Annotated in this window: 25 protein-coding genes; 11 read left to right on the top strand and 14 right to left on the bottom strand. The window is 63.0% G+C overall.

The genetic code is table 11. The features are described from left to right. The first annotated feature begins 12 nt into the window (after positions 1-12). Positions 13-327, top strand: a complete 315-nt coding sequence (locus tag FGL95_RS12345; RefSeq protein WP_169587140.1) for a metal-sensitive transcriptional regulator — start codon at positions 13-15, stop codon at positions 325-327. An 11-nt stretch (positions 328-338) separates the two neighbouring features. Here FGL95_RS12345 and FGL95_RS12350 read toward each other — a convergent pair whose 3' ends face one another. Both FGL95_RS12350 and FGL95_RS12355 read right to left on the bottom strand, forming a co-directional pair. Next, a complete protein-coding gene (locus FGL95_RS12350; RefSeq protein ID WP_169587142.1) occupies positions 339-1559 on the bottom strand; it encodes a serine hydrolase domain-containing protein in 1221 nt (406 codons plus the stop codon). Positions 1560-1565: 6 nt separating this feature from the next. Next, entirely contained in the window at positions 1566-3149 is a 1584-nt protein-coding gene (locus FGL95_RS12355; RefSeq protein WP_420838039.1) for a serine hydrolase, read from the bottom strand. A 199-nt stretch (positions 3150-3348) separates the two neighbouring features. On the opposite strand from FGL95_RS12355, the gene FGL95_RS12360 reads away from it, so the two are divergent. Beyond that, on the top strand, positions 3349-3594 hold the full coding sequence (locus tag FGL95_RS12360; RefSeq protein WP_169587143.1) for a hypothetical protein: 246 nt from the start codon (positions 3349-3351) through the stop codon (positions 3592-3594). Here FGL95_RS12360 and FGL95_RS12365 read toward each other — a convergent pair whose 3' ends face one another. The 4 genes from FGL95_RS12365 to FGL95_RS12380 all read right to left on the bottom strand — a co-directional run bounded on the left by FGL95_RS12365 (position 3595) and on the right by FGL95_RS12380 (position 6659). Next, positions 3595-3921, bottom strand: coding sequence for a hypothetical protein (locus FGL95_RS12365; RefSeq protein WP_169587145.1), 327 nt, complete (start codon positions 3919-3921; stop codon positions 3595-3597). It abuts the gene before it with no gap. Positions 3922-3997: 76 nt separating this feature from the next. Beyond that, on the bottom strand, positions 3998-5338 hold the full coding sequence (locus tag FGL95_RS12370) for a wax ester/triacylglycerol synthase family O-acyltransferase (RefSeq protein WP_169587147.1): 1341 nt from the start codon (positions 5336-5338) through the stop codon (positions 3998-4000). 49 nt (positions 5339-5387) lie between these two features. Next, complete coding sequence (locus FGL95_RS12375) at positions 5388-6038, bottom strand: MspA family porin (RefSeq protein WP_169587149.1); 651 nt, start codon at positions 6036-6038, stop codon at positions 5388-5390. Between the two features lie 12 nt (positions 6039-6050). Further along, a complete protein-coding gene (locus tag FGL95_RS12380; RefSeq protein WP_169587151.1) occupies positions 6051-6659 on the bottom strand; it encodes an MspA family porin in 609 nt (202 codons plus the stop codon). 310 nt (positions 6660-6969) lie between these two features. On the opposite strand from FGL95_RS12380, the gene FGL95_RS12385 reads away from it, so the two are divergent. After that, positions 6970-7626 (top strand): M50 family metallopeptidase, encoded by a 657-nt coding sequence (locus FGL95_RS12385; protein WP_169587153.1) that lies wholly within the window; start codon positions 6970-6972, stop codon positions 7624-7626. 88 nt (positions 7627-7714) lie between these two features. Here the strand turns inward: FGL95_RS12385 and FGL95_RS12390 are convergent, their stop codons facing one another. The 3 genes from FGL95_RS12390 to FGL95_RS12400 all read right to left on the bottom strand — a co-directional run bounded on the left by FGL95_RS12390 (position 7715) and on the right by FGL95_RS12400 (position 9619). Next, positions 7715-7996, bottom strand: a complete 282-nt coding sequence (locus FGL95_RS12390) for a thiocyanate hydrolase (protein WP_240962992.1) — start codon at positions 7994-7996, stop codon at positions 7715-7717. A 70-nt stretch (positions 7997-8066) separates the two neighbouring features. Further along, the gene (scnC, locus tag FGL95_RS12395; protein WP_169587158.1) at positions 8067-8780 is read right to left on the bottom strand and encodes a thiocyanate hydrolase subunit gamma; all 714 of its coding nucleotides are present in this window, start codon (positions 8778-8780) and stop codon (positions 8067-8069) included. Continuing rightward, complete coding sequence (locus FGL95_RS12400) at positions 8777-9619, bottom strand: SH3-like domain-containing protein (RefSeq protein ID WP_169587160.1); 843 nt, start codon at positions 9617-9619, stop codon at positions 8777-8779. The genes scnC and FGL95_RS12400 overlap by 4 nt, the downstream gene beginning before the upstream one ends. A gap of 170 nt (positions 9620-9789) precedes the next feature. Here FGL95_RS12400 and FGL95_RS12405 point away from each other — a divergent pair, with 170 nt between their 5' ends. The 3 genes from FGL95_RS12405 (at position 9790) to FGL95_RS12415 (ending at position 11952) form a co-directional block, all read left to right on the top strand. Continuing rightward, positions 9790-10413: a CYTH domain-containing protein gene (locus tag FGL95_RS12405; RefSeq protein ID WP_169587162.1), complete on the top strand. Its 624-nt coding sequence runs from the start codon at positions 9790-9792 to the stop codon at positions 10411-10413. Between the two features lie 76 nt (positions 10414-10489). After that, the gene (locus tag FGL95_RS12410; RefSeq protein WP_169587164.1) at positions 10490-11083 is read left to right on the top strand and encodes a carboxymuconolactone decarboxylase family protein; all 594 of its coding nucleotides are present in this window, start codon (positions 10490-10492) and stop codon (positions 11081-11083) included. After that, positions 11080-11952 carry an RNA polymerase sigma-70 factor gene (locus tag FGL95_RS12415; RefSeq protein WP_169587166.1) on the top strand — a complete coding sequence of 291 codons (873 nt, stop codon included), beginning with the start codon at positions 11080-11082 and terminating at the stop codon, positions 11950-11952. The genes FGL95_RS12410 and FGL95_RS12415 overlap by 4 nt, the downstream gene beginning before the upstream one ends. Here FGL95_RS12415 and FGL95_RS12420 read toward each other — a convergent pair. Next, positions 11942-12526, bottom strand: coding sequence for a TetR/AcrR family transcriptional regulator (locus FGL95_RS12420; protein WP_169587168.1), 585 nt, complete (start codon positions 12524-12526; stop codon positions 11942-11944). The two genes, FGL95_RS12415 and FGL95_RS12420, sit on opposite strands and share 11 nt — an antisense overlap. A 75-nt stretch (positions 12527-12601) precedes the next feature. On the opposite strand from FGL95_RS12420, the gene FGL95_RS12425 reads away from it, so the two are divergent. From FGL95_RS12425 to FGL95_RS12435, 3 genes are all read left to right on the top strand, one after another. Continuing rightward, positions 12602-13636 carry a beta-ketoacyl-ACP synthase III gene (locus tag FGL95_RS12425; RefSeq protein ID WP_169587170.1) on the top strand — a complete coding sequence of 345 codons (1035 nt, stop codon included), beginning with the start codon at positions 12602-12604 and terminating at the stop codon, positions 13634-13636. A 39-nt stretch (positions 13637-13675) separates the two neighbouring features. Beyond that, positions 13676-15247 carry an alkaline phosphatase D family protein gene (locus FGL95_RS12430; protein WP_169587172.1) on the top strand — a complete coding sequence of 524 codons (1572 nt, stop codon included), beginning with the start codon at positions 13676-13678 and terminating at the stop codon, positions 15245-15247. A 154-nt stretch (positions 15248-15401) separates the two neighbouring features. Beyond that, positions 15402-16277, top strand: a complete 876-nt coding sequence (locus FGL95_RS12435; RefSeq protein ID WP_169587174.1) for a MerR family transcriptional regulator — start codon at positions 15402-15404, stop codon at positions 16275-16277. Positions 16278-16287: 10 nt separating this feature from the next. On the opposite strand, the gene FGL95_RS12440 is transcribed toward FGL95_RS12435, so the two are convergent. Both FGL95_RS12440 and FGL95_RS12445 read right to left on the bottom strand, forming a co-directional pair. Continuing rightward, positions 16288-16434, bottom strand: coding sequence for a hypothetical protein (locus FGL95_RS12440; protein ID WP_169587176.1), 147 nt, complete (start codon positions 16432-16434; stop codon positions 16288-16290). A gap of 115 nt (positions 16435-16549) precedes the next feature. Beyond that, a complete protein-coding gene (locus FGL95_RS12445; protein ID WP_169587178.1) occupies positions 16550-17608 on the bottom strand; it encodes a helix-turn-helix domain-containing protein in 1059 nt (352 codons plus the stop codon). 72 nt (positions 17609-17680) lie between these two features. On the opposite strand from FGL95_RS12445, the gene FGL95_RS12450 reads away from it, so the two are divergent. Then, positions 17681-19897, top strand: a complete 2217-nt coding sequence (locus FGL95_RS12450) for a fatty acid desaturase (protein WP_169587181.1) — start codon at positions 17681-17683, stop codon at positions 19895-19897. A 79-nt stretch (positions 19898-19976) separates the two neighbouring features. Here the strand turns inward: FGL95_RS12450 and FGL95_RS12455 are convergent, their stop codons facing one another. Both FGL95_RS12455 and FGL95_RS12460 read right to left on the bottom strand, forming a co-directional pair. Further along, entirely contained in the window at positions 19977-20270 is a 294-nt protein-coding gene (locus FGL95_RS12455; protein ID WP_169587183.1) for a hypothetical protein, read from the bottom strand. Between the two features lie 103 nt (positions 20271-20373). Beyond that, positions 20374-20718: a DUF1801 domain-containing protein gene (locus FGL95_RS12460; RefSeq protein WP_169587185.1), complete on the bottom strand. Its 345-nt coding sequence runs from the start codon at positions 20716-20718 to the stop codon at positions 20374-20376. 1288 nt (positions 20719-22006) lie between these two features. On the opposite strand from FGL95_RS12460, the gene FGL95_RS12465 reads away from it, so the two are divergent. Continuing rightward, entirely contained in the window at positions 22007-23980 is a 1974-nt protein-coding gene (locus FGL95_RS12465; RefSeq protein WP_169587187.1) for a hypothetical protein, read from the top strand. Positions 23981-23988 lie beyond the last annotated feature (8 nt).

Here is a 23988-nt window from a genome sequence, read left to right on the forward strand (position 1 = left end):
CGAGGAGTACCCATGGCCGACGACACCGCTGACGGACACGATCACGCGCACGGCTACATCACGGCCAAGGAGGACTACCTCAAGCGACTTCGCCGGATCGAAGGTCAGGCACGCGGGCTGCAACGCATGGTCGAAGAAGAGAAGTACTGCATCGACATCCTGACCCAGGTCTCGGCCATGACCTCAGCTCTGCAGTCGGTGGCCATCGCCTTGCTCGACGACCACATCAGCCACTGCGTCGTCGACGCGGCCGTCGCAGGCGGACCCGAGGCCGAAGCGAAGATCAAAGAGGCCACCGACGCGATCGCCCGCCTCGTACGGTCCTAGCCGAGCTGACGCTACGAGGTCGGTCGCACCGGTGGCGCATCGTCGGGCGCCAGATATGCGCCGATCTTTCGGAACAGCGCGTCGCCACCATTCGAGTACTGACCCTCGCTGCCGAATGCGGCCTCCTCGTAGGTGACCGCCACCGCGATCGCGATCTTCTGCGACGGTAAGTACGCGTTCACGGCCGCGTATCCGAAGAACAGCGGGTTCTGGAACAGCCAGTCGCCGGTGATCCAGAGCCCCAGCCCGTAGGTCTGGAATTCGTCCAGCGGACGGCAGTTGACACAGCCAGGGATCGCGGTCGTCTTCCCCCGCAAGTCGGTCGAGGTCATCGCTTTGTACGACTCCGCCGACAAGAGTTTCCCTGTCCCGATGGCGATCGCGCTCTCGAGGAGATCGTCGATATTGCTGGTCTGAATCGCGCCATGACTGATGGTCCACGACGGATTCCAGTACGTCGACTCCTCGTAGAAGGAGGTGCCTGCCGGGATGTTGAAGTAACCCCGGCGCTCCGAGCTGAAGGCGTGCAGCACAGGCTCGGGAATCTCCGCTGTGAGCGATGGCTTGGTGTTCTTCAACCCCAACGGATCGAGCACCTTCTCCTGCAGCGCGTCAGCCAGCGACTTGCCCGTCACCTTCTCGAGCACCAGCCCCAGAATGACGTAGTTGGTGTGGGCGTAATCCCAGTTCGTGCCTGGTGGGTACCAGAGTGGTTTGTTGATCGCGAGCGCCAGCTGCTCGTCCGTACTCCATGCTTTGAACACATCGCCGATGGCGATCTTCGCGAACTCCTCATTGCCGATTACGTAGTCCTGGTACCCGGACGTCATCTGAGCGAGCTGACGAATCGTCACCTCATCGGCATGCGGGATGTTGGGCAGATACTTCGACAGTTTGTCTTCGAGACCGATCTTCTTCTCGTCGACGAGTTGCAGCAGCAGCGTCGAAACGTACGAAATCGCGACAGCGCCGTTCCGGAAATGCATATCGGTCGTGGCGGGCACGCCCGTCATCGACTCGCCTTCCGCGGCGGTGACAATCTCTTTGCCGTCGACTTTCACGCTGAAAATCACCGATTTCAAATGCGCTTCGGTCATGTAATCGCGCACGATCTTCATGATTGCGTCGGCTTTCGCCGGGTCCGACGACGAATCCGACGCATCGTTCGATGTGCAGGCCACCAGCAGGCTCAGCGAGCACGCCAACACAAGAAGGCGTCGCGGGATTGTCATAGTTTCCTATCGGACGAAGGTTCCCAATTTATCGCTGTCGTAGTACTCGAGGTTCAGTCGATTTCCGTCGAATGTCGCCTTCGAGATCGTTCCCGGAGGTGCATTTTCGGTCACCAGGGTGAAGGTGAAGGTATCGCCGTCCCAGTGCGTCAGCGGGAAGGTTTTGCCGGCAGGCCCGAGGCCGAGCACGAGGTTGCCGTCCTTTTCCGAGATCGTCGCAGGACCGAAATAGTCGTTCGCGTAGGTACCCACGTAGTCCGCCACGGGTTTGGCAGGCGCAGGGTCGGTGGGGCGCGGTTTACCGACCAGCGACCCTGTGGGTTCGAGCAAAGGCGAAATGGCCTTCTCGTACAACGCAACCCAGTCTTCTTTCACCTTCCCGTACTGGACGATGTCGGCAAAACTTTGGGTCACTGCTTCGGGCACGCCCGTCGGGGCGGCGTTGGTCAGGGCGACGATGGCAACGTCGGCGGACGGGATGAGCAGGATGTTCGTCGACGCACCCGAGACAAAGCCGCCCGAGTGACTGAGTTCGACACGGCCTGCAGGCGTCGTGCCGACGTTGTACCCGTAGCCGTAGAAGCCTGACCTTGCGTCGGGCGACTTCCCGCGAGACGAGACGACCTGGGGCGTTATCGCCGGTTGAAACGCTTCCTCGGAGAAGATTTGCTTGCCTTCGAAGGTTCCTTTGCCGAGTACCATCGTCAGCCACTTGGCCAAGTCGTTGACGTTGGAGCTGACACCGCCTGCGGGAGACTGCTGGTCGGCGTCACGGACCAGATCGTGAACCCACTTGTTGTCGATCCGCATGTGCAATGTGGCGCGATTGGGCTCCTTCTCGAAGTCGGCGAAGCGTGAACTTGTCGATTTGAGCCCGAGCGGTTTGTAGATCGCCTCTTCCGCCAGATCTGCCCACTCCTTCTTCGCCTTCGTTGCGACTGCCTCGGCCCCCGTAGTCAGACCGAAATTCGCGTAGGCATACGTGACGCGAAATGGGTTGAGCGGAAGGAGACGTAAGTGGTCCAGGATGTACCGGCGATCGAAGCCCAAGTCCTCCAAGATGTCTCCAGCCGCACCCGGCAATCCGGAACGGTGCGAGAAGAAGTCGCCGATCGTGGCATGCGAGCCGACCCACGGGTCGCCGAGCGTGAACGACGGCATGATTTCCGCGACCGGGGTATCCCATTTCACGTTGCCTGCCGTGACCTCATGTGCGACGACCGTCGCCGAGATCGACTTGGAGACCGACGCGATCTGGAAGACGGTATCGGGGTCGACCTTGTCGTCACCTTTGACGTCCTTCACGCCGAAGCCCTTGGCATATACCGTCTTTCCGCCGTGCACCACGGCGACCGCCATGCCCGGAATACCCGACTTGCCCATCACGTCGGCGACCAGGCCGTCGAGGTCGCCGACGGCTTTGTCCACACTTCCGTCCGGAAGAGGTACGCCCGCAACAACGGCAGGGTTCTCGTCGGAAAGTGAGGATTCGTTCGTCGGCTTGTCGTCGGACTTGCTCGACGAGCAACCGGCGATCAGAGCGAGAGTCGTGAGGAGCGCAGTGGCCGCACTCAGCGGTGCCTTGTTCACAGGAATAGGTGTACACCCGCGGGCGTCGGCCGGGCGGGGAATTGCGACTCGAGGAACGCACGTGTCGAGACGGGCAAATCGGACCGGCCAGTCTCGATGTGACGAAGGCGACATCAGATAGGGGAACACGTCCGCCGTCACTGGTCGTTGGACTGTTGGAGAAGTTGTGCAACGAAGCAGAGCTATCCGAGGAGGCCTGGTGACGATCCCGACACTGACCGAACTTGCCCGTCAACGCGCGCACGTCAGGCGCGAGCGTTCCCGACGTCGCGCTGAAGCGATGCTGCGGCACCCCGCCTCCGGCCTGCACACTTCCCATGCGCCTGCGCTCGAAGCTGACGAATCCCGCTTGCAGCAGCAACTACTGGACGGTGAGATCGCGCCGGCCGTCTACCAAGCCGAAATGCGCCGCTTGGCGATGCTCGCCAAGCAGCCTGTTCTGTGATCAAAGGGTGAAAGGGGCGCTGCGACCGCGCCCTTCCAACCGCCCATCTCCCCAGCTAGCACTTCCGTAGGCATCGACCTCGACGGCGTAATCGCCGGCACCGAGCGTGTCGGACACGCTCAGCGACGTTGCGTGCCGGCCGTCGACGATGTCGATATAGGTCCGAACCTGCGAATCGAGCGCCACCACGAAGATCCGGGCGTATTCGTACGGCTTGTGTGAGCCAGGCGGGGTTGCGGACCAACTGACGCTCAGCGTCCGGCCTTCAACCGACTCGACAACCACTTCCAGCGGCGCGAGTCCTACTCCCCTGGCTTCGTGCCTCACGCGATCCACGCTACCCCTGCACTCGTGAGTCTTTCAGGAGTCCAGGGACTCCACTGAGACCCTCCCCAAGCGGGACTCACGAACTGGTGATGGCCTGCTCGAGCTCGGTCAACGCCTCACCCGCGTAAACGGCAAGCTTCTGCAGGTGCGGAATCGTGTCGCGGCATCCGACGAAACCCAAGACGACCTTGTCGGTGTAGCCGACCAGCGTGATGTTGAGCCCGTAGCCGTCGCACAGGAACGACATGGGCGCTACCCAGTCCAGTCGTGCGCCATGGAGATACAGCGGCTGCTTCGACAGCACCACGTTCGAGACGGTGAAGTTGAACAACGGCGGGATCATGGTCAGGGCACCGGTCCGCTGGCCGACCGCGAGCGGCAGCAAGCCGATCAGCGTGTAGTGCTCCAGCGCGTTCGGCGACATCGCCAGCAACTCGCGTTTGCCACGCGACGTCGCGTTGTTGATGATCGCCAGTCGCTTCAGCACGTCGGATTCCGTTGTTGCCAAAGGACATACGAAACCGGTCGCGGCGTTGAGGGTGTCTTCGTCGCGATCCCAACCCACCGGAACAGACGCCATGAGACTCTTGTCCGGCAACTCACCGAACTCCATCAGATAGCGCCGGACCGCGCCGCCGCACGCAGCGAGGGTCACGTCGTTGACGGTCGTTCCCGTCGCCGTAGCCACTGCTTTCAACCTGGGCAATTCCAGTTCCTGGACTGCGAGGCGGCGGTGCTGAGTGAGTTTGGTGTTGAACGGGGTGCGTGGGGTGTTCAGCGCCGCGCGCACCGAACTGTTTGCCCCGCGGCCCATCCCGACCAGCTTTCGGGCGATCTCACCGGAGGCGGTCAGTCCGTTCGCCACCCGACTGACCGATGTCGTCGCCACCTTCGTCGCCATGCCGGGTGAATCTTCGCTGGGCGGCGCGACGGTGGGCATCGGCTCGTAGCGATCCGGATCGGTGCTGAGCCATTTCTTGATCGTGTTCACCGCTCCCATGCCGTCGACCGCGCAGTGATGAGCCTTGAAGTACATGGCAAATCGGTGACCCGACAAGCCCTCGATGATGTGTGCTTCCCACAACGGCCTGGTGAGATCGAGCGGGTTGCCGTGTAGGCGCGCGACGAGTTCTGCGAGCTGAACGTCGGTCCCGGGTTGCGGCAGCGCAGACAGCCGGACGTGATACTCGGGATCGGGCTCGACTGGCTTCCACTCGGGCAGCACCGTGCCGGATACGACGCTGTTGAACGGGTGCGGCAGGAACTGCAGCTGCGAAAAGGACCGATGCAGGTCGCGCGTGAACTCGTCACCGGCGCCGTCGGGCAAGGTGAAAGTCAGCAGCCCGCCGATGTGCATCGGCGTTCGCTGCGATTCCATCCGAATGAACATCGTGTCGACCGGACTCAGCAGTCTCACCGTTCGAACAGTACGTGAGATGGAGCCGGAACCGAGTCGAAATCACCGGTCAGCCGATGCTGAACGGTGCGCCCCACAACGTGATGGTGTCGTCCATGACGTTCGTGTGAGTGGTGACGTTCGTATACGACCGAGCCTGGGCGTATCCGGCACACCCTTCGATCGCCAACGTGGAGTCGACGTACTGCGTCGTCCCCGACAGACCGTTGAAGTCGTAGGTGTTCACCTTCGCCTTCACGACCTTGCCGGGAGCGAGACTGAGCGACACGTTCGGGTCGATCGACGGCGTCGGCGCCGAACTGGGCATGTTGAAGTAGCTGCCTGCCTCGCCGGTGCCGGTCGAGAGTCCGGAGCTGATATCGACTTGGCAGCCGAGCAGGTAGCCCGTCTCGATGGTGCCGCCGGTCACGCGAACTCCCGGCGCAGGTGCAACCGTCGCTGTCGTGACGCCGGATACCCACACGTTCCGCGAAGTCGGACTCGACGCCATCGAGCCCGAGATCGTGGCATGCTCGCCGGTCCGGTCGACATAGACGGTGACGCCGTCGCGAGAGGTCGTCTGGTCGTGACCATCGGGCAGCGGTACCTGCGTGTCGGCGCTTGCGTTGCCGGCTGACAGCAACGCGAGTGCGATGGCGATTCCGGCACCCGCGGCGGCACTAAAACCGGTGCGCGTTCGACTTCTTCGATAGGTGTTCATGGTCCCTTCCTGCTAACCGATGCTGAACGGCTGGCCGTAGAGCGCGACGGTCGTCGAGCCGCCGCCGCCCGTCACGGACAGATTCGTGTAGGAACGCGCCTGGGCGAATCCGCCGCAGCCGTCGACCTGGATTCCCAGGTTGCGATAGGAGTACCCGACCGCTTTCGCTGCAGGGTCGAGATCCTTCGAGCCCAGCTTCACCGCGACGACCTGACCCGGCTTCAGCGCAAAACTGCTGCTCACCCCGGGCGAGAGCGAGTTCGTCGACACACCGACGTCCACGCCGAGCGACACGCCTGCAGACAGGTCCACCTGGCAGCCGACGAGGTAGCCGGTCTCCAGCGAGCCTTTGTCCGCATTTCCGGTATCGGCGTACGCGGTCCCGCTCACCCATGCCGTGCGCGACAGCCCGTTCGCGGCGATCGCGGGAGAAATCGTGACGCTCTCGCCCGTGTGGCTGAGTTCGACCGTGATTCCGGTCGCCGTGGTGAGCGCCTTGTCCTGGTCCGGGAGCGGCACGACAGTATCGGCATTCGCAGTCCCCGAGACAAGAAACGCAATCGCACACGATGCACACGCGATCGCCAACATTCGCGGAATCAATTGCCGGCTATGACCCATTCAATCCAACCTTCTTCCCGGAATCGAAGAATTCCGCCACATTTGTAGATCCTTCGCAATATAGCGCGCTTCAGCGAAAGACCGGCGCCACCATGAGTTCGCAAACTAGCTCTGCCATAGTCGATTTCGGACCTGACAGACGTTTCGACCCAAACGCGCAATTCGCAAATAGGCGACCAATTGGACGCTTTGCTGTGGATTTCCTTAAAGACTTTCCGCACCCCCGCCAATCACCTTGTTCCGTCTTTAGAATCGCATTATCCGAACGGCGTATCCGCGACCCAATTCGAAGCGTGAGACGATTAGTGCGGTGAACTCATATTGGCAGCAGTGGACGCACTACCTACCGATCGTCGTTGCCATCGCTTTGGTAGTGCTGCGCCCGTTGTGGCCTTTGACGCGCCACGCGGTGACTCTCGCCCATGAGGCCGGTCACGCACTAGCGGCCATCGCGACCGGGCGCCGACTCAGCGGCATCCGCTTGCACACCGACAGCTCGGGCCTGACGCTCTCTCGCGGTCGCGCGCGGGGCCCCGGGATGGTACTGACCGCGGCGGCTGGCTACCTGGCGCCGTCGCTGCTCGGTCTGGCGGGCGGAGTACTCATCGCGACCGATCAACTGCGTGTGCTCATCTGGGGCGCGTTCGCTCTGATCGTCGCGATGGTGCCGTTCATCCGCAACGTCTTCGGTCTTCTGGTGGTTGTCGCCGCCGCTGTCTTGTTCGGCGGGGTCGCGTTCTACGGATCGCCCAGCCTGCAGCTGCATTTCGGCTACGTAGCGATCTGGATTCTGCTGTTCGGCAACCTACGCACGATCGTCGAAGCAAGTCGGACCCGCTCGGGCACGTCCGACTTCGACCAGCTTCGCGCGCTTACCCACCTGCCCCGCGTTCTGTGGGTCGCCTTGCTGACCGTTATTTCGGTAGCAGCGGGGGTATTGGCGTGGCGCGTGCAATACCCGACGTGACCACGCACGCCGAAACTCTCCACGCCTCACCCCTCGTGAGTCTTTTTGGAGTCCCTGGACTCCAAAAAGACTCACGAGGGGTTGGGGGTCAGGCTTCGAGTCGGGCTCGAATGGTGGCGAGCCGCTCCTGGAGTTCGTTCTCGTCGATGACGCCCCGAGCCACCAGCGAATGCGCCAAGGCGACGAGCTGATTCTCGGGGTACGGCAGGCTGGGATAGACAGTCGCCGTAAGCGAATCCTCTTCGTCCCGCCGCTCTTTGAAGGTCGGGATATCGGTCGCGCAATTGGCGTGGTCGAGGGCGTCGCACATGCCGTCGAGGCTCGTCTTCCACGGCGGCAGCGGATTGGCGACGTTGTACTTTTCGGCCATGACCGGCCAGACCTGGTTGCGTTCGACGATGGCCTTCAGTGGCGCGATCTCGGTCAAGTTGGGCGCTCCGTCACTTGATGGGGTGGACGGCTGGACGGGTGTCGGTGATGACGTTGGTGGTCACCCCAGCCTTGGGCAGCGCGACGCCGATCAAACAATCGCGCGTGACGATTTCGGCCAACTGGTCCTCGGTCCAATCGTCGGTTCCCTCGGGCCGCATCGGCATCACCATGAAGCGGTGCTTCTGATTGGAATCCTGCACGTTGACAGTGACGCCGTCGGGCAGCGTGAGCCCGAATTCCTGGAGGACGGGACGCGGCCAACGGACCAGACGCCGACGGTAATTCGGTGTGCGATACCACTCGGGTGAATTGCCGAGGATCGGTCGCGGGTAGCACGAGCACAATGCGCACACGATCACGTTGTGCACGGTCGGGGTGTCTTCGAGGATCTCGAATGCCGTGAAATCGCTTGGCGTTCCGAAGCCCGTCGGTTCCAGCCAGTCCACGCCGACCGCTTTGCTCGCTTCCATCGGCTGAGAAAGCGCAAGCGCCTTGAAATCTGGGTCCAGCCAAGCTCGGGCTACGAGATGAGCCGCAGGTGTCGGACCGATCTGTTCGGCGAACTCGGTGAAGTGGCGGTGCTCCTCGGCCGTGAAAATGCCCTTCTCGATACAGAGTTCGCGCAGTGCGATCTCCAGCACTTCGAAGTCGGTGATTTCGTCGACCATGGGCGCAACGGTCCGCTGATGGTCGTGGTCGTGATCATGGTCGTGCTCGCTCATGCGACACCTGCTTTCAGCCAACGCTCGGGAATCTCGGTTTGCAGGCTGTCGCCCGGCGCGCCGGCGTAGCCGTGCCACAACGTGGCCATGTTGAAACGAACGACGTAGAACCACTCCGGCTTCGCGTCAGGCGTATCCCACGTCTCCTCCTCGGGAGCGGGACTTTCGTACGCGAGCGAGGCGATCTCGCCGACTGCTCCGCGCACGTATTCCGGTGTGCGCGTGTAGAACAGAGCTGGCAATTCGCGTACGACCACGGAATCGCCGACCTTGAATTTCGCCGGATCGGCCTTGCCGGCGAACACCTGCGGGTCGCCCTTGCCGACCGCGTGGATGTGGTGGGTGTTGCGCTTGACCTGTGAGCCGTCGCCCTCGAATTTCGGCTTGGCCTCCAACGTCTTTCCGGCCATGCCTCCGTCGTAGCGCTCTCTCACCTCTTCCATTCGCTCGCTCAGCTCGGTCAAGCCGAGTAAATGCTTCTCCACGAGGACTCGCGCGACGGCGAGCAGCCATCTCCCGTAATAGGGCAGGCCGAGGTACATGGTGCGGCCCAGGTCGACGTTGCCGATCCGACGGCGCTCCTCCGAGATCCAGATCCCACGCCACGCAAGCACTTCGCAGATCACGTAAGTGTTTTCTTCCCAGATCTCGTATTGCTTGTTCTCGTACTTTATCGGGGCGTCGGGTTCACCGCCCACATCGTGGTCGGTCTTCAGATACGCCCAAATGCGCTTGTGGTCAAGCAGATCTGGCGTCGGCGCATTCGGCAGTTCGGGATACGAAGACTTGAGCCGGGCGACCAGACCCAGTGCAGCTGCGCGCTCTTCGGCCGTGCTCATGGCGGCTCCCATCGTCGGGTGCGAAGGTTTGCGAATCAAATTTAAGCCTCAACATGGTCGGCGTAAATGATCTTTTAAAAAGATCCCCCAAATACCGCCCATATTTCCTCTCGTCGACCCTCACGCCAGGCCTACTGCAAATCTCGCCTTCCACGCACTACGGTCTGGGTATGTCAGAGAACGGCTTCGGCGACTTCGAGTTCGAGCGGAAGTTCTTCGTCCACGACGTCCCCGACGTGGTGGCCGCCGATCCCGCTCCTACGCTGATCGTCCAGGCCTATTTGTTCGCCGCAGACGGCTACGCCGTTCGCGTCAGAGTCCAAGGCACGGCACCGACCGAGGTGGACGCCACTCCCGCCGAACTGATCGATGCTCTCGGCGAATCGGCTGTAGGAACGATGGCAGCCAAGGGCCCGGCCGTCGGCGGCACGCGGTACGAAGCCGAACGTGCGCTCGATGGGCTGGTTGCCGGGCAGATCGTGCGACGCGCCGAACACGTGGTCGCGAAGATCCGTTACTCCTTCTGGCTCGACGAGGACGGCTGGATCATCGACCGATTCCTCGGCGCCAATGCTCCCCTGGTGGTCGCCGAAGTTGAGCGCAGCGGACCCGTCGTCGACCTGCAGATTCCGTCCTTTTGCGCCACCGAGATCTCCGAAGACGAGCGATTCAAGAACGAGCACCTCGCCTACCAGCCCTACAGCGATTGGGCAGAGGCGTATCGCCGGGAGCTTGCCCTCGTCGGTCCGCAGTTCGTGCACACCCTCGGCCGCAACCGCATCAGCGAAAGCTGAAGTTTTCGACCCTGCCTGTCACAAATCTGCGCCGGCTGTCGTCTTCATGTCGAATCACCCTCGACAGGAGGACGACATGACAACCAGCACCCGGGTCCCGGCGACCAAGCTCAGTGGACTGTACGGCGCACTCATCAAAATGGCGGCTCGCAAGATGCTCGGTCAGGTGCCTGATTCGCTCGGCGTGATGTGGAATCACCCAGCCGTCATGAAGGACTTGATGAAGATCGGCAACAAGGTCGACCACTGGGACCGCCTCGACCCCAACCTTGCGACCTTCGCGACGATGGCGGCTGCGGGATACGTCGGCTGCAGCTTCTGCCTGGACCTCGGCTACTTCATGGCCCACAACAAGGGCCTGGACGAGGTCAAGGCGCGGGAGGTTCCGCGGTGGCGTGAGTCCAGTGTCTTCACTCCGCTCGAGCGCAAGGTCATGGACTACGCAGAGGCCATGTGCCAGACGCCGGTGGCCGTGACCGACGAGCTGTCGGCAGCACTGCTCGAGGAGCTCGGCGCACCCGGCTTGATCGAGCTGACCGGCCGGATCGGCTTCATGAATCTCAGCGCGCGGAGCAACATCGCGCTGGGAATCCACTCCGCCGAGTTCGCTGACGCCTGTGGCTTGGCGCCTCTTGCCACCGCAGCGACGGACGTAGTGTCGTCGGCATGAGCGACGACCCCTTCGTCACCCACCGCAGCCTGCTCTTCACCGTCGCGTACGAGATGCTCGGCTCCGCCGCCGACGCCGAAGACGTGGTGCAGGAGAGCTGGCTGAAGTGGATGGGTGTCGACCAGGACGAGGTGCGCGAACCGCGCGCCTATCTGGTCAGGATCGTCACGCGGGCCGCGCTCGACCGGTTGCGAGCGCTGGCCCGTCGGCGGGAGGAGTACGTCGGCGAATGGCTGCCCGAGCCGCTGCTGACCAGCCCCGACGTCGCCGACGACGTGGAACTGGCCGACAGCCTGTCGATGGCGATGTTGCTCGTGTTGGAAACGCTGACGCCCACCGAGCGCGCTGTGTTCGTGCTTCGTGAGGTGTTCGCGCTCGAGTACGAGGAGCTGGCGGACGCTGTCGACAAGACTCCCGCAGCCGTCCGCCAGATCGCGCACCGGGCACGCGCCCACGTCTCCGCGCGTCGACCTCGATCGGACGTGACGCAGACCGAGGCCCAAGGTGTGATGGCTGCCTTCAAACGTGCCGTGGAGGTCGGCGACCTACAAGGCCTTGCTGACATCTTGGCCCCCGACGTCGTCCTGTTGGGCGACGGCGGCGGCATCAAGCAAGCAGTACCGCGGCCCGTTCTGGGTGCGGACAAGGTGGCGCGTCTGTTGGTTGCCGGGATGGCGAAAGTCGGGACCGGTCTCGTCTTCGAGCCGGCGCAGCTCAACGGTTGGCCCGCCCTCATCGCGCGCTTCGAAGGCGAACTCGACAGCATCATCGCGTTGCGGCTGGAAGATGGGCTGATCTCGGGGATCTACGCGGTCCGGAACCCCGAGAAGCTGACCCGCGTGGAGCATGAGACGTCCGTCAGGCGCTGACCGAAAGATGCGCGCCCAGCAGCACGGTGAGTTGAGCTCGCGCGTCGTCGAAAGGCTGGGTGGATTTCAGCGCACGGCTCTGCACGATTGCCCCTTCGATCACTGATAGCAGCAACCCTGCCAGCTGTCCGGCAGCGTCGCCGCGCACGCCGGCCGCGGCGAGACCGTGCGCCAACCGCGAGGTCCATGCCCTGAACGCCTGGCTGGCAGCTGCCTGCACGGCGGGGTCCAACTCGTCGAGCGCGGCCGCCATCATGAAAGACCCTTCGCGGTAGTCGCTCGTCTCGAGTGGGCGCCGCCAGAAGTCGAACAGCGCGTCCAGCCAGCCGTCGAGTGACGGCGCCGTCGCGAGTGCGTCTGCGGACTTACTGATGTGGGTGTGGACAACGCGAGAAACGATGCGCGCTGCGACCTCGACCAGCTCGCTCTTTCCCGACGGGAAGTGCTGATACATCGAGTTCCGTGACGCGTTGCTCCGCGCGAGAAGCTCCGACAAACCAGCGGCGTGCACGCCGTGCTCCTGCACGATCGAAATGATGCTCGAAATCAGTCGCGCGCGCGGGCCGGTGGTCATCAGTCTCCTTGTTGAACCGATCGGTTCATGCTATACGTTATACCAATGGACCGATTGGTTCACCGAGAGGGAAAAATGACCGCGACCATCGCCACCGCGACCCGAGTAACCCACGCCGCCCTACTCGGACTCGGTGCATACCGACCCCGCCGAGTCGTGCCGAACGCCGAGATCGTCGACCAGATCAACTCGACCGACGAATGGATCAAAACCAGGTCCGGCATCGAGGCTCGACGCTGGGCCGGCGATGACGAGACGATCGTGTCCATGAGCACGGCAGCGTCCCGCGACGCGCTGAAGGCCGCAGGCATCCGAGCCGACCAGGTCGACGCCGTTGTCCTCGCAACCTCGTCGCAGATGGTGCTCGGACCGTCGGCGGGCGCGGTCGTCGCCACGGAACTGGGCATGACCGACACCGCCGCATTCGACGTCTCTGCGGGTTGCGCGGGGTTCTGCTACGCCCTCGCCGACGCAGCGGCCCTTGTTCGCGCGGGCGAGGCTCAGTACGTGTTGGTGATCGGCGTGGAACGGCTGTCGGACCTTCTCGATCCGCACGACAGGACGTGTGCCTTCATCTTCGCCGACGGTGCAGGCGCCGCAATCGTCGGTCCGTCCGAGACCGAAGGAATCGGCCCGGTCGCGTGGGGCTCCGACGGCAGCCAAACTCAAGCAATCAAGCAGGACAAGGACTTTCAGCAGTACTTTGCCGAGGTCGCAGCCGCTGAGGCCGTCGGCGAGACAACGGTCCGGCCGTACATCCGCATGAACGGCAGCGCCGTGTTCCGCTGGGCGGTCACCTACTTGGAGAAGGCCTGCCGCGAGGCGCTCGACCGCGCGGGCGTGTCGGTCGAGGACCTGGATGCATTTGTTCCTCACCAGGCGAACGGCCGAATCACGGACGCGCTGATCCGCACGCTCGGACTCCCCGACACTGCTGCTGTCGCACGCGACATCGTCGAGACCGGCAACACCAGCGCAGCCTCGATTCCCATGGCAATGGAGCAGCTGCTGCGGTCGGGCGAAGCGAAGCCGGGCGACCTCGCCCTCCTGCTCGGATTCGGCGCAGGCCTCGCTTACGCGGGTCAGGTCGTCAAGCTCCCCGCGATCTGAGCGACACCGACACCGCTGACACCGGCGGTACCGTGACATATGGGTCTGTCTCGTCGGCAGCTGTTGCGGTTCGGCACGGCCGGTTCGGCGGCTCTACTGGTCGGGGCGGCGGCGGGCAGTCAACGGTTCCCGGCTCCGCGCTGGGTCGGTAGCTACCCTTTCGCGCTCGGGGTCGCATCAGGTGATCCGACGCACGACGGCGTGGTCTTGTGGACTCGGCTGGCACCGGACCCACTCGCCCCCGACGGTCTCGGTGGCATGCCGTTGGCGCCGGTGACCGTTGACTACGAAGTCGCGGACGACGAACTGTTTCGGCACGTCGTCGCGCGCGGATCGGTCGTCGCCACCCGCGCATTTGCCCATTCGGTGCATCCGGAAGTCCAAGGGCTGCAGCCCGATCGCTGGTATTTCTACCGCTTTCGGGCAGGCTCGGCGATATCCCCGATCGGGCGGACGCGGACCTCCCCCGCCCCAGGTGCACCGGTATCGACGATGCGGTTCGCGTTCGCCTCGTGCCAGTCGTGGAGCTCGGGCTACTTCACCGCATACGAGCACATGAGCGCCGAGGACCTCGACCTGGTCGTCCATCTGGGCGACTACATCTACGAGCGTGCGTGGCGGTTCGCCCGCGTGGGCGCCGAGGTCGATCCCGTCTTCCGCGAGGAGGCATACAACCTGACGGGCTATCGGTTGCTGTACGCGCAAGCGAAAGCCGAGGAGCCGCTGCGAGCCGCACATGCGGCGTTCCCCTGGTTGGTCACGATGGACGACCACGAAGTCGACAACAATTGGGCCGCCGATTCGCCGGGTCTCGGCTACGACTTCTACAAGATTCCTGCATTGTTTCGTCGTCGTCGCGCTGCGGCATTTCAGGCGATGTACGAACACCAGCCGCTTCGACTCGCTCAGCTGCCGTCGAACGGATCGATGCGCGTGCATCGTCGCTACAGTTTCGGCGATCTCGCCGACATCACCATGCTCGACACCCGGCAATACAGGACTGCGCAACCGTGCGGCGACGTCGTCACCGACTGTGCCGATCGGTTCGACCCAGCGGGCACGATTCTCGGCGCACAACAACGGGATTGGCTGCTCGATGGCTTCGGCAAATCCGCCGCGCGCTGGCAGATACTCGGCAACCAGGTCGCCATGAGTCAGACCGACAACGACCCCGGGCCCGGGGTCGCATTGGGTACGGACGCCTGGGATGGATACGTTGCCGATCGCAACGCCGTGCTCGGCACCGCAGCCGACCGTGGCGTGCGGAATCTCGTGGTAATCACGGGCGACCGCCATCAGAACCAGGCGTCGAATCTGCGCCGCGACTTCTCGACTCCCGAATCACCAGTCGTCGCAGCCGAATTCACCGGAACGTCGGTTACGACGGGCAACGACGGCGCGGACATGAACGACACCGGTCGGCGCCTGTTTGCCGCCAACCCAGACCTGAAGTTCTTCAACTCCCAGCGCGGTTACGTTCGCGTCGAACTAGACCGCTCGCTGTGGCGCAACGACTTTCGCGTCGTGCCGTATATAACGCGCCCCGGCGCGCCGATTTCTACGCGCGCTCAGCTCGTCGTCGAGGACGGGATTCCCGGCGTAGCAAACTGACCAACCGGGCATCGCAGAATCAGGATTCACCGGAATGCATCGTTAGCGCATCGTTTGAGAGTAGGATCGCCTGACGTCAGAAAACCGTATCAGGGAGGGGGCCACCGATGGTCCTCTCACCTGTTTCGCCGCTCCCGGAGCGACGTGGTCTGCAATGAACCCGGCCGATGGCCTGGATGACGCAGGCGAGGTGACGCCCGACAGCACGGACCCGAACGCTGGCTACACGGTCCGAACTGTCGCGCTCATGCTGGGAATCCCGGTTGCGACTCTGCGGAGTTGGACGCGCCGATACGGAGTCGGTCCGTCGGGGCATTGGCCAGGTCGCCATCGTCGCTACACACCCATCGACGTCGCGGTGCTGCGGCACATGCAAACTCTCATCCAGCAAGGATCGAGTTCGGTCGAAGCGGCACGTCATGCGATGGCTGCCAATCCGCGTCCGGCGGCCGATCCCGAGCAACTGCTCGCTGCAGCCATGCGCCTCGACTCACCCGCCGCCGCGCGCATCGTCGACGAATACATAGTCCATCACGGCGTCATCGCGACCTGGGACCTGCTGTGCCGTCCAGCTTTCGTTGCGATCGAGGCTCTGCAATCGGACGGCGACGGCTGCATCGACGTCGAACATCTGTTGTCGTGGACGGTGACTCGCTGCTTCCAGGGCGTGCCACTCTGGCCCAGCGAGTCGGCAGCGTCGGTTGTTCTGGCCTGTGCCGACGAAGAAACCCACTCCCTTCCCCTTGAAGCGCTGCGGGCCGCGTTGAGCGAGCACGCCGTCTCCGTGCTCATGCTCGGCGCAGCCGTCCCACCTTCGGCGCTCGTGGATACCGTCGCGCGACGGACTTCCGAAATATCTGTCGTTCTATGGGCACAGACTCCACGTACGGCGCACGTCAGCTCGGTGCACGTGGTCCAGGCCGCAGGCGCGCGGGTGCTCGTCGCCGGTCCAGGCTGGAACGCATCAGAACTCCCCGACTCCGTGGTTCAGCTCACCGGCCTCGGCGATGCGGTCCAGCACCTGCGCTGACCTAGCGAGTTCAGCCGGGATACACCCCTGCGATCGGTGCGCTGGCGACGGGGATCTGGTCGGTGATGGTGCCGGTCGCGGTGTCGTAGATGTCCAGCGTGGAGCCTTGTGTGTTCAGCGGTGCGAAGTATGCGAGCGTGAATTTGAACGGCTGCAAGAAGTCAGGGACGTTCGAGCCTGGCCCGCGACGACCAACTTCGCCGCAGCGCCAATCTTCACAGCCTTGCCTCCAATTCGTCCGCCATTCAAGCTGACCTCGGCGGTCGTTGGATTCACTTTCGATGAGCGGTCGAGGTCGAATCTGCGCCGGCTCGCCCGCCTGCCCGAAAGTAGCTGGGCGCCGTTCCTTCCCAGCGTTTGAAGGCGTGGGTGAAGTTCGCCGTTTCTGCGTAGCCGAGTTGTTTCGCGATCTCCTCGACAGTCAGTTCGGTGGCCAGCAATTCGATCGCACGCTTGCGCCGGACCTCGTCCAGCAGTTCACGAAACGAGGTGCCCTCGGCTGCGAGACGACGCCGCAGGGTCCGCGGATCGATATGCAGTCCGTCGGCGACGGCAGGCATCGACGGCAACTCCCCGGGATTGTGGAGCAGCCTGCTACGGACCTGACCGGCGATGCCGACGCGCGCCAACCGTCGCTCGAGGAGGTCCTGGCACTGCCGCTCGAAGGCGCGCGCGGTGTTCGCGTCCGCTTGCGGCAGCCGAAGGTCGAGCATCGAGCGCGGCAGCACCAGCCGGTTACTCCGCTGATGTGCGTGCACGCAATCAGGGGGCATTCGTAGCTCTTCCCCGAGTAATGCGGCACGCTCGCTGTCCAGCGTGGTTTCCAGCCGACGAGGTACAAAGTCGACCTGCGCTCCGCGCAAGGCTGCGGCGAGCCCAGCGACGTCACGCTCGACGACGAACGGCCTCACATCGGCCGGCAACTCGCTGTCGTCTGCGAACACGTACGCGTCGTCGGCGTCGCTTTCGATCGAGAAACGCAGGTGAGTCGGCGATAGCGCGAGAAACGGGATCGCCCGCTCGACCGCCTCTCGCAAGGTCGGGCCGGCGAGCAGCATGAATCCGATCACGCCTGATCGACCTATCGTCGAGTGCAGGCCGACCTCGATGCCGACGCCTGGGCGATCTCCGAGTCGGGCAACGAGGTTTCGGATCACATCGAATTCCTGATGCGCCCAGATCTCTGCGTTCTCGTCGTTGAGGTCGCCCTCCGTCAGTCCGGTGCCCACGAGGCACTCCGCCGCAGTCATTCCGTGCGCAATGCCTGCTTCGACCATGATTCGCACGCCCTCGGTGCCGCGCGGGACCGCCCATACCGGAGCAACAACCATTGTCCGAAAATACCAAATGAATGTCCTGAGGGAACATTCAGCCGTTGGACAAAAGTGCCTAATCTGTAAACCATGACGACCGCCACTGCTGTCAATGCCGACACCGGCCTCGCCGACGATCTTCAGGACCTGTACCGAAAGGCGAAGGCCGAAGTCGGCGACGACGACCTGGCCCACATCCGCAACGTCACCGCCTACGGGCAGGCGATCAACGCGCGCCGCATCGAGTTGCTCCATGACGGCAGCCCGCGCGCCATCGTCCGCGCCGCCGTACTCGAAATGCTGTATCGAGTGATGCAGTTTTCCGAACTCGGCCACAACATCATTCACGGCAGCTATGACGACTTGCCCAACGGCGGCGAGTACCACTCCGAGCGGTACCAGTGGGACTTCAACGTCGACGTCGACCACTGGAAAGTGATGCACCACGAAGGGCATCACCCCAACACCAACGTCATCGGCAAAGATCACGACCTCGGCTACAGCATCGCCCGCGGCATGGCAGGCCAAGATTGGTACGGCCACCACGTTGCACAGAGCGCGATCATCGCCGGACTCTTGGCAGCTGCACCGCAGGCCGCCCCTTTCTTTCTGGCCAACGTGGCGCGCCTCGTCGCGGAGCGACCTTTCCTGAGCAGTTACACGCTGCGGGCACCCGCCGAAATCGCGGCACGTGACGCGGTTCAGCGGTACCTGCGCGAGCCGTTGTCGACCGGTTCGAAGTTTTTGCCGGCCGTTGTGTCCAACTATTTCGGTGGCGTCGCTGGTTATTCGGCGGTCCTCTTCCTCGTCCTCATCGAACATCACGCGGGTGAACTCGAGATCTTCGCTGATCCGGGTCCGGACGAGACGCGAGATCAGTACTACGAGCGCCAGTTTCGGGCGACCAGGAACTTCCTACGCAGCCCCGAGTTGGACAACTACCTCGAACGCGTCCTGCACGAAGAGGTGCCGTTCGACAATCGCCCCGATTTCCGGATCTTCTACGGCGGCCTCGACACGCATGTCGAGCATCACCTGTTCCCGGATCTGCCGCCCTCGAAGCAACGCGAGATCGCGCCGGCCGTGCGAGAAATCGCGGCTCGGTATGGCCTTCCGTACCACGAGACGCCCCTGCTCGACACCGTGCCGATGATGGTGAAGGTGTTGGCAGGCTTGTCGATTCCGCTAGGCGAACGAGAGTTCGGTCGCCCATTGCGCCTGTTGGCCCAGCCGCTGTCGCTGGTCCGTCGGCTCGCGTTCGGAGCCACTTACAAAACGTTGCCGGAGGCGCCGTACCTCGATAAGCCGCGGTTCTACAACGTGCCGGTAAAGGTCCTGTCGTCGAGGTCGGTCGCGAAGGGCCAGGCCCGATCGGTCCGGCTGCAGAAGCCACGCGGCTGGGACGACGTGACCTGGGAGGCCGGCGCGTTCGTATCGATCCGCGTCGAAGTCGGCGGCGAAGTGCTCGTACGTCAGTACAGCCTCGTTCGCGACAGCGACTCGTCGAACACCATGGAGATCTGCATCAAGCGCGTCGTCGGCGGTCGTGCCTCGAACCTGCTCAACGACGAACTAAGGGCCGGAAAGTACGTCACTCTCGTCGGCGTACCGACCACGTCCGGCGGTCTTGCCATGCAGGCGACACCCCGCAAGTCGCTCTTCATCGCCGGTGGCGTCGGCATCACGCCGATCATCAGCCAGCTCCGTCGGATCGCGCGTGAGGCGTCAGGTTCGGATGCGGTATTGCTCTATTTCAACCGCGACGATCGGTCGATCATCTTCGAGCGCGAGCTGCGAGATCTGGCCCGTCGGTCCGGCATCACGGTGCACTTCTTCACGGACCGACCGTCGCGCCGCAACCACGTCACCTCGGACCGACTTTCCGAGCTACTGATCAAGCGCCACGTCGGAGACCTTGCCGAACGCGAGACATTCGTCTGCGCGCCACCGGCGATGATCGACATCGCCCAGCGCGCCTTGAGCAACCTCGGCCTACCCGACGAGCGTTTCCACACCGAGTCGTTCACCACGCCCGAACTGGAACGCCCCGTCGACGATGGCAGTCGCTATACCGTCCGTTTTCGCCGCAGCGACAGCTCGGTCGAAATCAACGGCGCCACAACGCTGTTGGAAGCGGCCAGCCGAGCAGGTATCCGAGTCCCGACCGGCTGCGAACGAGGTCTGTGCCGTGCCTGCGTGACCCCGAAGCTCAGCGGCACAACGCAACTGGAAGCCGACGGTGCCCAATTGGCTCGCATCACGGTCTGCAACAGTCTGGCGTGCTCCGACATCGAGCTCGACCTCTAAGTCCCACGAGAGTGCAGTTGTTCAGCCAGTTCGATCCGAATCTGCCTGAACAACTGCACTTTCGGTGCGGATGGTGCGGCTACTTCCTCCGGCGGATCAAAACGACCACCACCACGATCACGATGATCAAGATGATCAGCCCCACGCCGATGCCGATGAACTTCCCGATGCCACGCGATCGCTTGCGTTTTTTCGTTTTCGCGACCGTGCTCGTGTCTTGATCGGTTGTCCTCGCTTCGCGAGGTGCATTCGGTATCTGCCCGCGCTGCTGCGCACCGAAATCGACAATCGCGCTCGATGGCGAGAGTGCGGTCGACTGCGCAGACACCGGCCGCGCCAGCAACGCCGACATGCCGCACGTCATGATCACCACCAGTGCACCGGCGAGAGCGAACGCGACAATCGGGCACGGGAGTCGTTTGTCATACGTTCGAGCATCCCCGATCGCCGCACGATTTGTCGCAAATTCGGAGTGCTCAGCGAGTTGCGCGGTTCAGTTCCACCGCTTCGCGAATCAAGGCGACGAACGCATCCTCGTCGAGTTCGTCATCTTCATACAGGTCGATTACGCGTCGCACGCCTGTGCTCGCCGGATCGAATAGGCCGTCTGCATCCGTGAGCGACGACCCTTTGTGGAACGTCACCTTGACTTTGTCCTTGTAGGTTTCGAGCGTGCAGATCAGCCCGGAGAGCGAAAATGTCGGCACGCCATCGGGATTGGATGCCTTGCGCCACTTCGCCTCTTCGACGATCTCCGGGTCGGCCCGTTCGATCAAGGACCGGATCGCGTCACGTCGGGCAACTCGCCAATCGGTGCTCATAGCCCACACCGTACCCACGGACTTATCAGGAACACAGGAAGAGGCTCTCCCCCGAATCCGGGAAGTGCCTCTCGACTGCCATATCCAGTGGAGCTAAGGGGACTCGAACCCCTGACCCCCACACTGCCAGAGTGTTTTCAGCTGTACTCGACTGTGCCGATGCGTATCGAATTGCCTGGTCAAAGGGGTTTTGTCGTCTCACGGGTGCCGGGTTGTTCGCATCGTTTGGGCGCCTCTTGGGATATTTTCGGGATACGCACGCACTCAGCTCGTCGCCGTAGCACGCCATACAGTCGTCGTGGTCGAAAGACATTCGGCCTATATATTTGCTCACTTCGCGGGCGGAGCCCACTGGAGTGGGCTCGGCCGATCGATCGATCATAGTGCTGCGTAGTTTCGTCCCCAGCGGCTTTGGGGAAGACCTGACACCTCACGAGTGCACTACAATAAATTCCGACCGGTTAGCCAGGTGATTCGGCAACAGCCTCTCTTTGGCCAAGTCCAGCGCGTTTCAGTCGCCGACTCGCTTCGCGCGAACCGTCCGGGTTCCGGTCGCTTCCGGCGTGCCATGCGTACTGGGTGCCTCACATGCAATACGGGCGGGACTTCGCCCGACACGAGTACGACGCCAGGCAGCTCTCGCAACATGTCCACCGTCACCTCGTTGACGTGCTCGAGCCCAGTCTCGAGCGCCACTGTGACTCCTTGGCCCATCACTTCGCCGTATCCGGACCGCTCCTCGGTCAGGAATGACCGCCAGGTGAGCCGAGAGTGCTTGGAACCATTTGCGATTTCTCTGCACACGGGACGAGCTGTGGATTGTGCTTTGAACAGGGTCAACAGTTCGCTTTGCGGATCCTTGCTCTTCGGTGCTCGGACTCGGGTCTGCTTTCAGCCACTCGCGTAGATGACAGGCGTCCTGGAAATAGTGAAACACCGCGTCTCTGCACTCGGCTGCCGATGGAGATTTGACAGACCGCAGCACTCCGCATTTTCGACAAGGACCGCAACATGCGGTCGTAGTGATTGCGCCAGGTTTCTTCGAGCACAGCCGTTCCTCTCACTTACCGCGCGAGCGCGTCCGTTCTGACGCGTAAAATGCTCTCGGAGATGTCTTGCGACCGCTAGACCGAGCTGTGTTGGTAGCGGTGCTGCATGTTCTTTCAGGAGAAGCGGTCGAGTCAATTATCGGATTTGCTCGTTCGTGCTACCCGACCCCAGTAAGCTTCACCTACAAAATCGATCAGGTCCACGCAAAGCGCGACGCCTGCATTTAGGTGGCATCGAAATGAAATCCATGACTGAATTTCGCGGAGTTCGCGTCATTCTGATGGAACTCGTGATCGTAGCGTTGTGCGCCGTGTTCAGTCCGATTGTGTTCGCGCCAACGCCAGCGGCAGCCGACGATTCGCCGTTCGACCTGAATTCGATCGATCTGGGACTAAGCCCGACCACGTCGATCAGCGCTGCAGACGGTCGAACCACACTCACCCTGCCGATTCCCGATGGGACCCGCGCGACGACGTTCACCGCCAATGCAATTGTCCCCGCTGGTGTTTGGCGCGGCTGGCTCGACGTGTCGGTCGGTGATCGACTACTTTCCCGCACAGACGTGCCCGAGGGTGCCACAACGGTGCCGGTCAGGGTCCCCCTGGATTCGGCCGTACCGGAACCGCCAGACAGCGTGATCGTTCTCAGTCTCAAGTCGACGATGCTGCCGTTGGATCGGTATTGCTCTTTCATTCCGCTCGACACGCAGTTGATTCTGCGCGATCAGCTTGTCAGTTATCTCGGCTCACCGACAGCGCCCTCGACGATCGCAGACTTTCTGCCACCGGTTCTCCAGCAGTTCACCGTGTTCATTTCCGACCAGCCGACTGCAGAGCAGTCTGACGCAGCAATTTCGCTCACCGCAGCGATCGTTGCGCACTACGGAGCGCAGCCGGTACGAATCGTGCTCAGGTCCGATCGGGAATTGTCGAGCGCCCCACCGGACCGGCCGTTCGAACGGTCCGCGGCGGTTCGCGCCAATTCCGACGGAAACACCGAACTGATATATCCCGAGGAGCCCGCACCGCCGCGGCTGTACATCACGGGGACCGGTACCGCTCTGCTCGATCAGGTCCGGCTGGTCACGAGCAATCTCGCTGCGCTCGCGGTTTCGACGAGCGCCAGCGCAGGCGCCGGCACACCGCCCCCGATCTTGGCGGCCGATTCGATGACGCTGACCGATCTCGGGATCAGCGGCCCGAGCGCAACCGGAATTACGCACGTCACCGTGTCGGTCCCGCTCGACCAGACCCGGCTCGGCAGGGCCGCCCGCAATATTCGAGTGCATCTCATCGGTACGTACACGCCGTTGACTGCCAATGCCGGCGGATCCCTATCGGTGTCGGTCGGTGGCCGGACAATCGCAACTTGGCCCGCGGAAGCCGACGGTGTTCTCGATCGGTGGATCGACGTGCCAGCAGCTGTTCTGGGCCGCGTGACCAACCTCGACGTCGCGTTTCGTGCTGGATCCGACCTCGGGTGCGGAAACGGTCCGACGGTGTCGCTGAGCATCGACTCGTCGACGGTCGTGACATCGGCGGCGTCGGGTGCGCCGACTCCGCCGGGATTCGAGTCGTTGCCGCAAGCATTGCTCCCGCAGGTGCCGGTTGCGTTGACCGAACAGGACTTCGCGAATACAGCGCGTGCGGTCGCCATCGTCGCCGGACTGCAGCGTATGTCAACGGGTCCACTTGCGCCCGAGCTGGTTTCGGCCACGGACCTCGTCGGCGGCAACTCGTCGGGAATTCTAATCGCCCCGAACGGCAACGTGCCGGACGGGGTCGAACTACCACTGCGGACCACGGAGGGAAGCACTCTGACCTTCACCGACCCGCACGCCGCATTCGAGCAAGCGATCACGCTTGGAAGCGAACTGCGCTACGGCACATTGCAAGTCGCCTACGACCAGCAGGCGAACCGGACGCTGCTGGTCGCTACATCTGTTGATGCCGCCGAAGAACTCGATCGTGCGCTGGGTTGGCTGAGCGCCGACACGCGGCGCTGGTACGCGTCGAAGGGCGAGGTGCTGTTCGTCGCACCCGGCCGTGAGCCGGTGACTCTTACGTCGCCGGCTGCGGACAGTCCAACATCGGCGACCACGCCGGATTCCGGCAAACTGTCGATCGGCAAGGTCCTGCTCGCGAGTGTCGCTCTGTTGGTCGTCCTTGCCGGCGGATACCTCCTGCTGCGCCGGCGCCGAGCGAGCGCCTAGGGCCGGAG

Origin of the sequence: Antrihabitans stalactiti, assembly GCF_012932915.1 — a bacterium.
GTDB classification, from domain to species: Bacteria; Actinomycetota; Actinomycetes; order Mycobacteriales; family Mycobacteriaceae; genus Antrihabitans; species Antrihabitans stalactiti.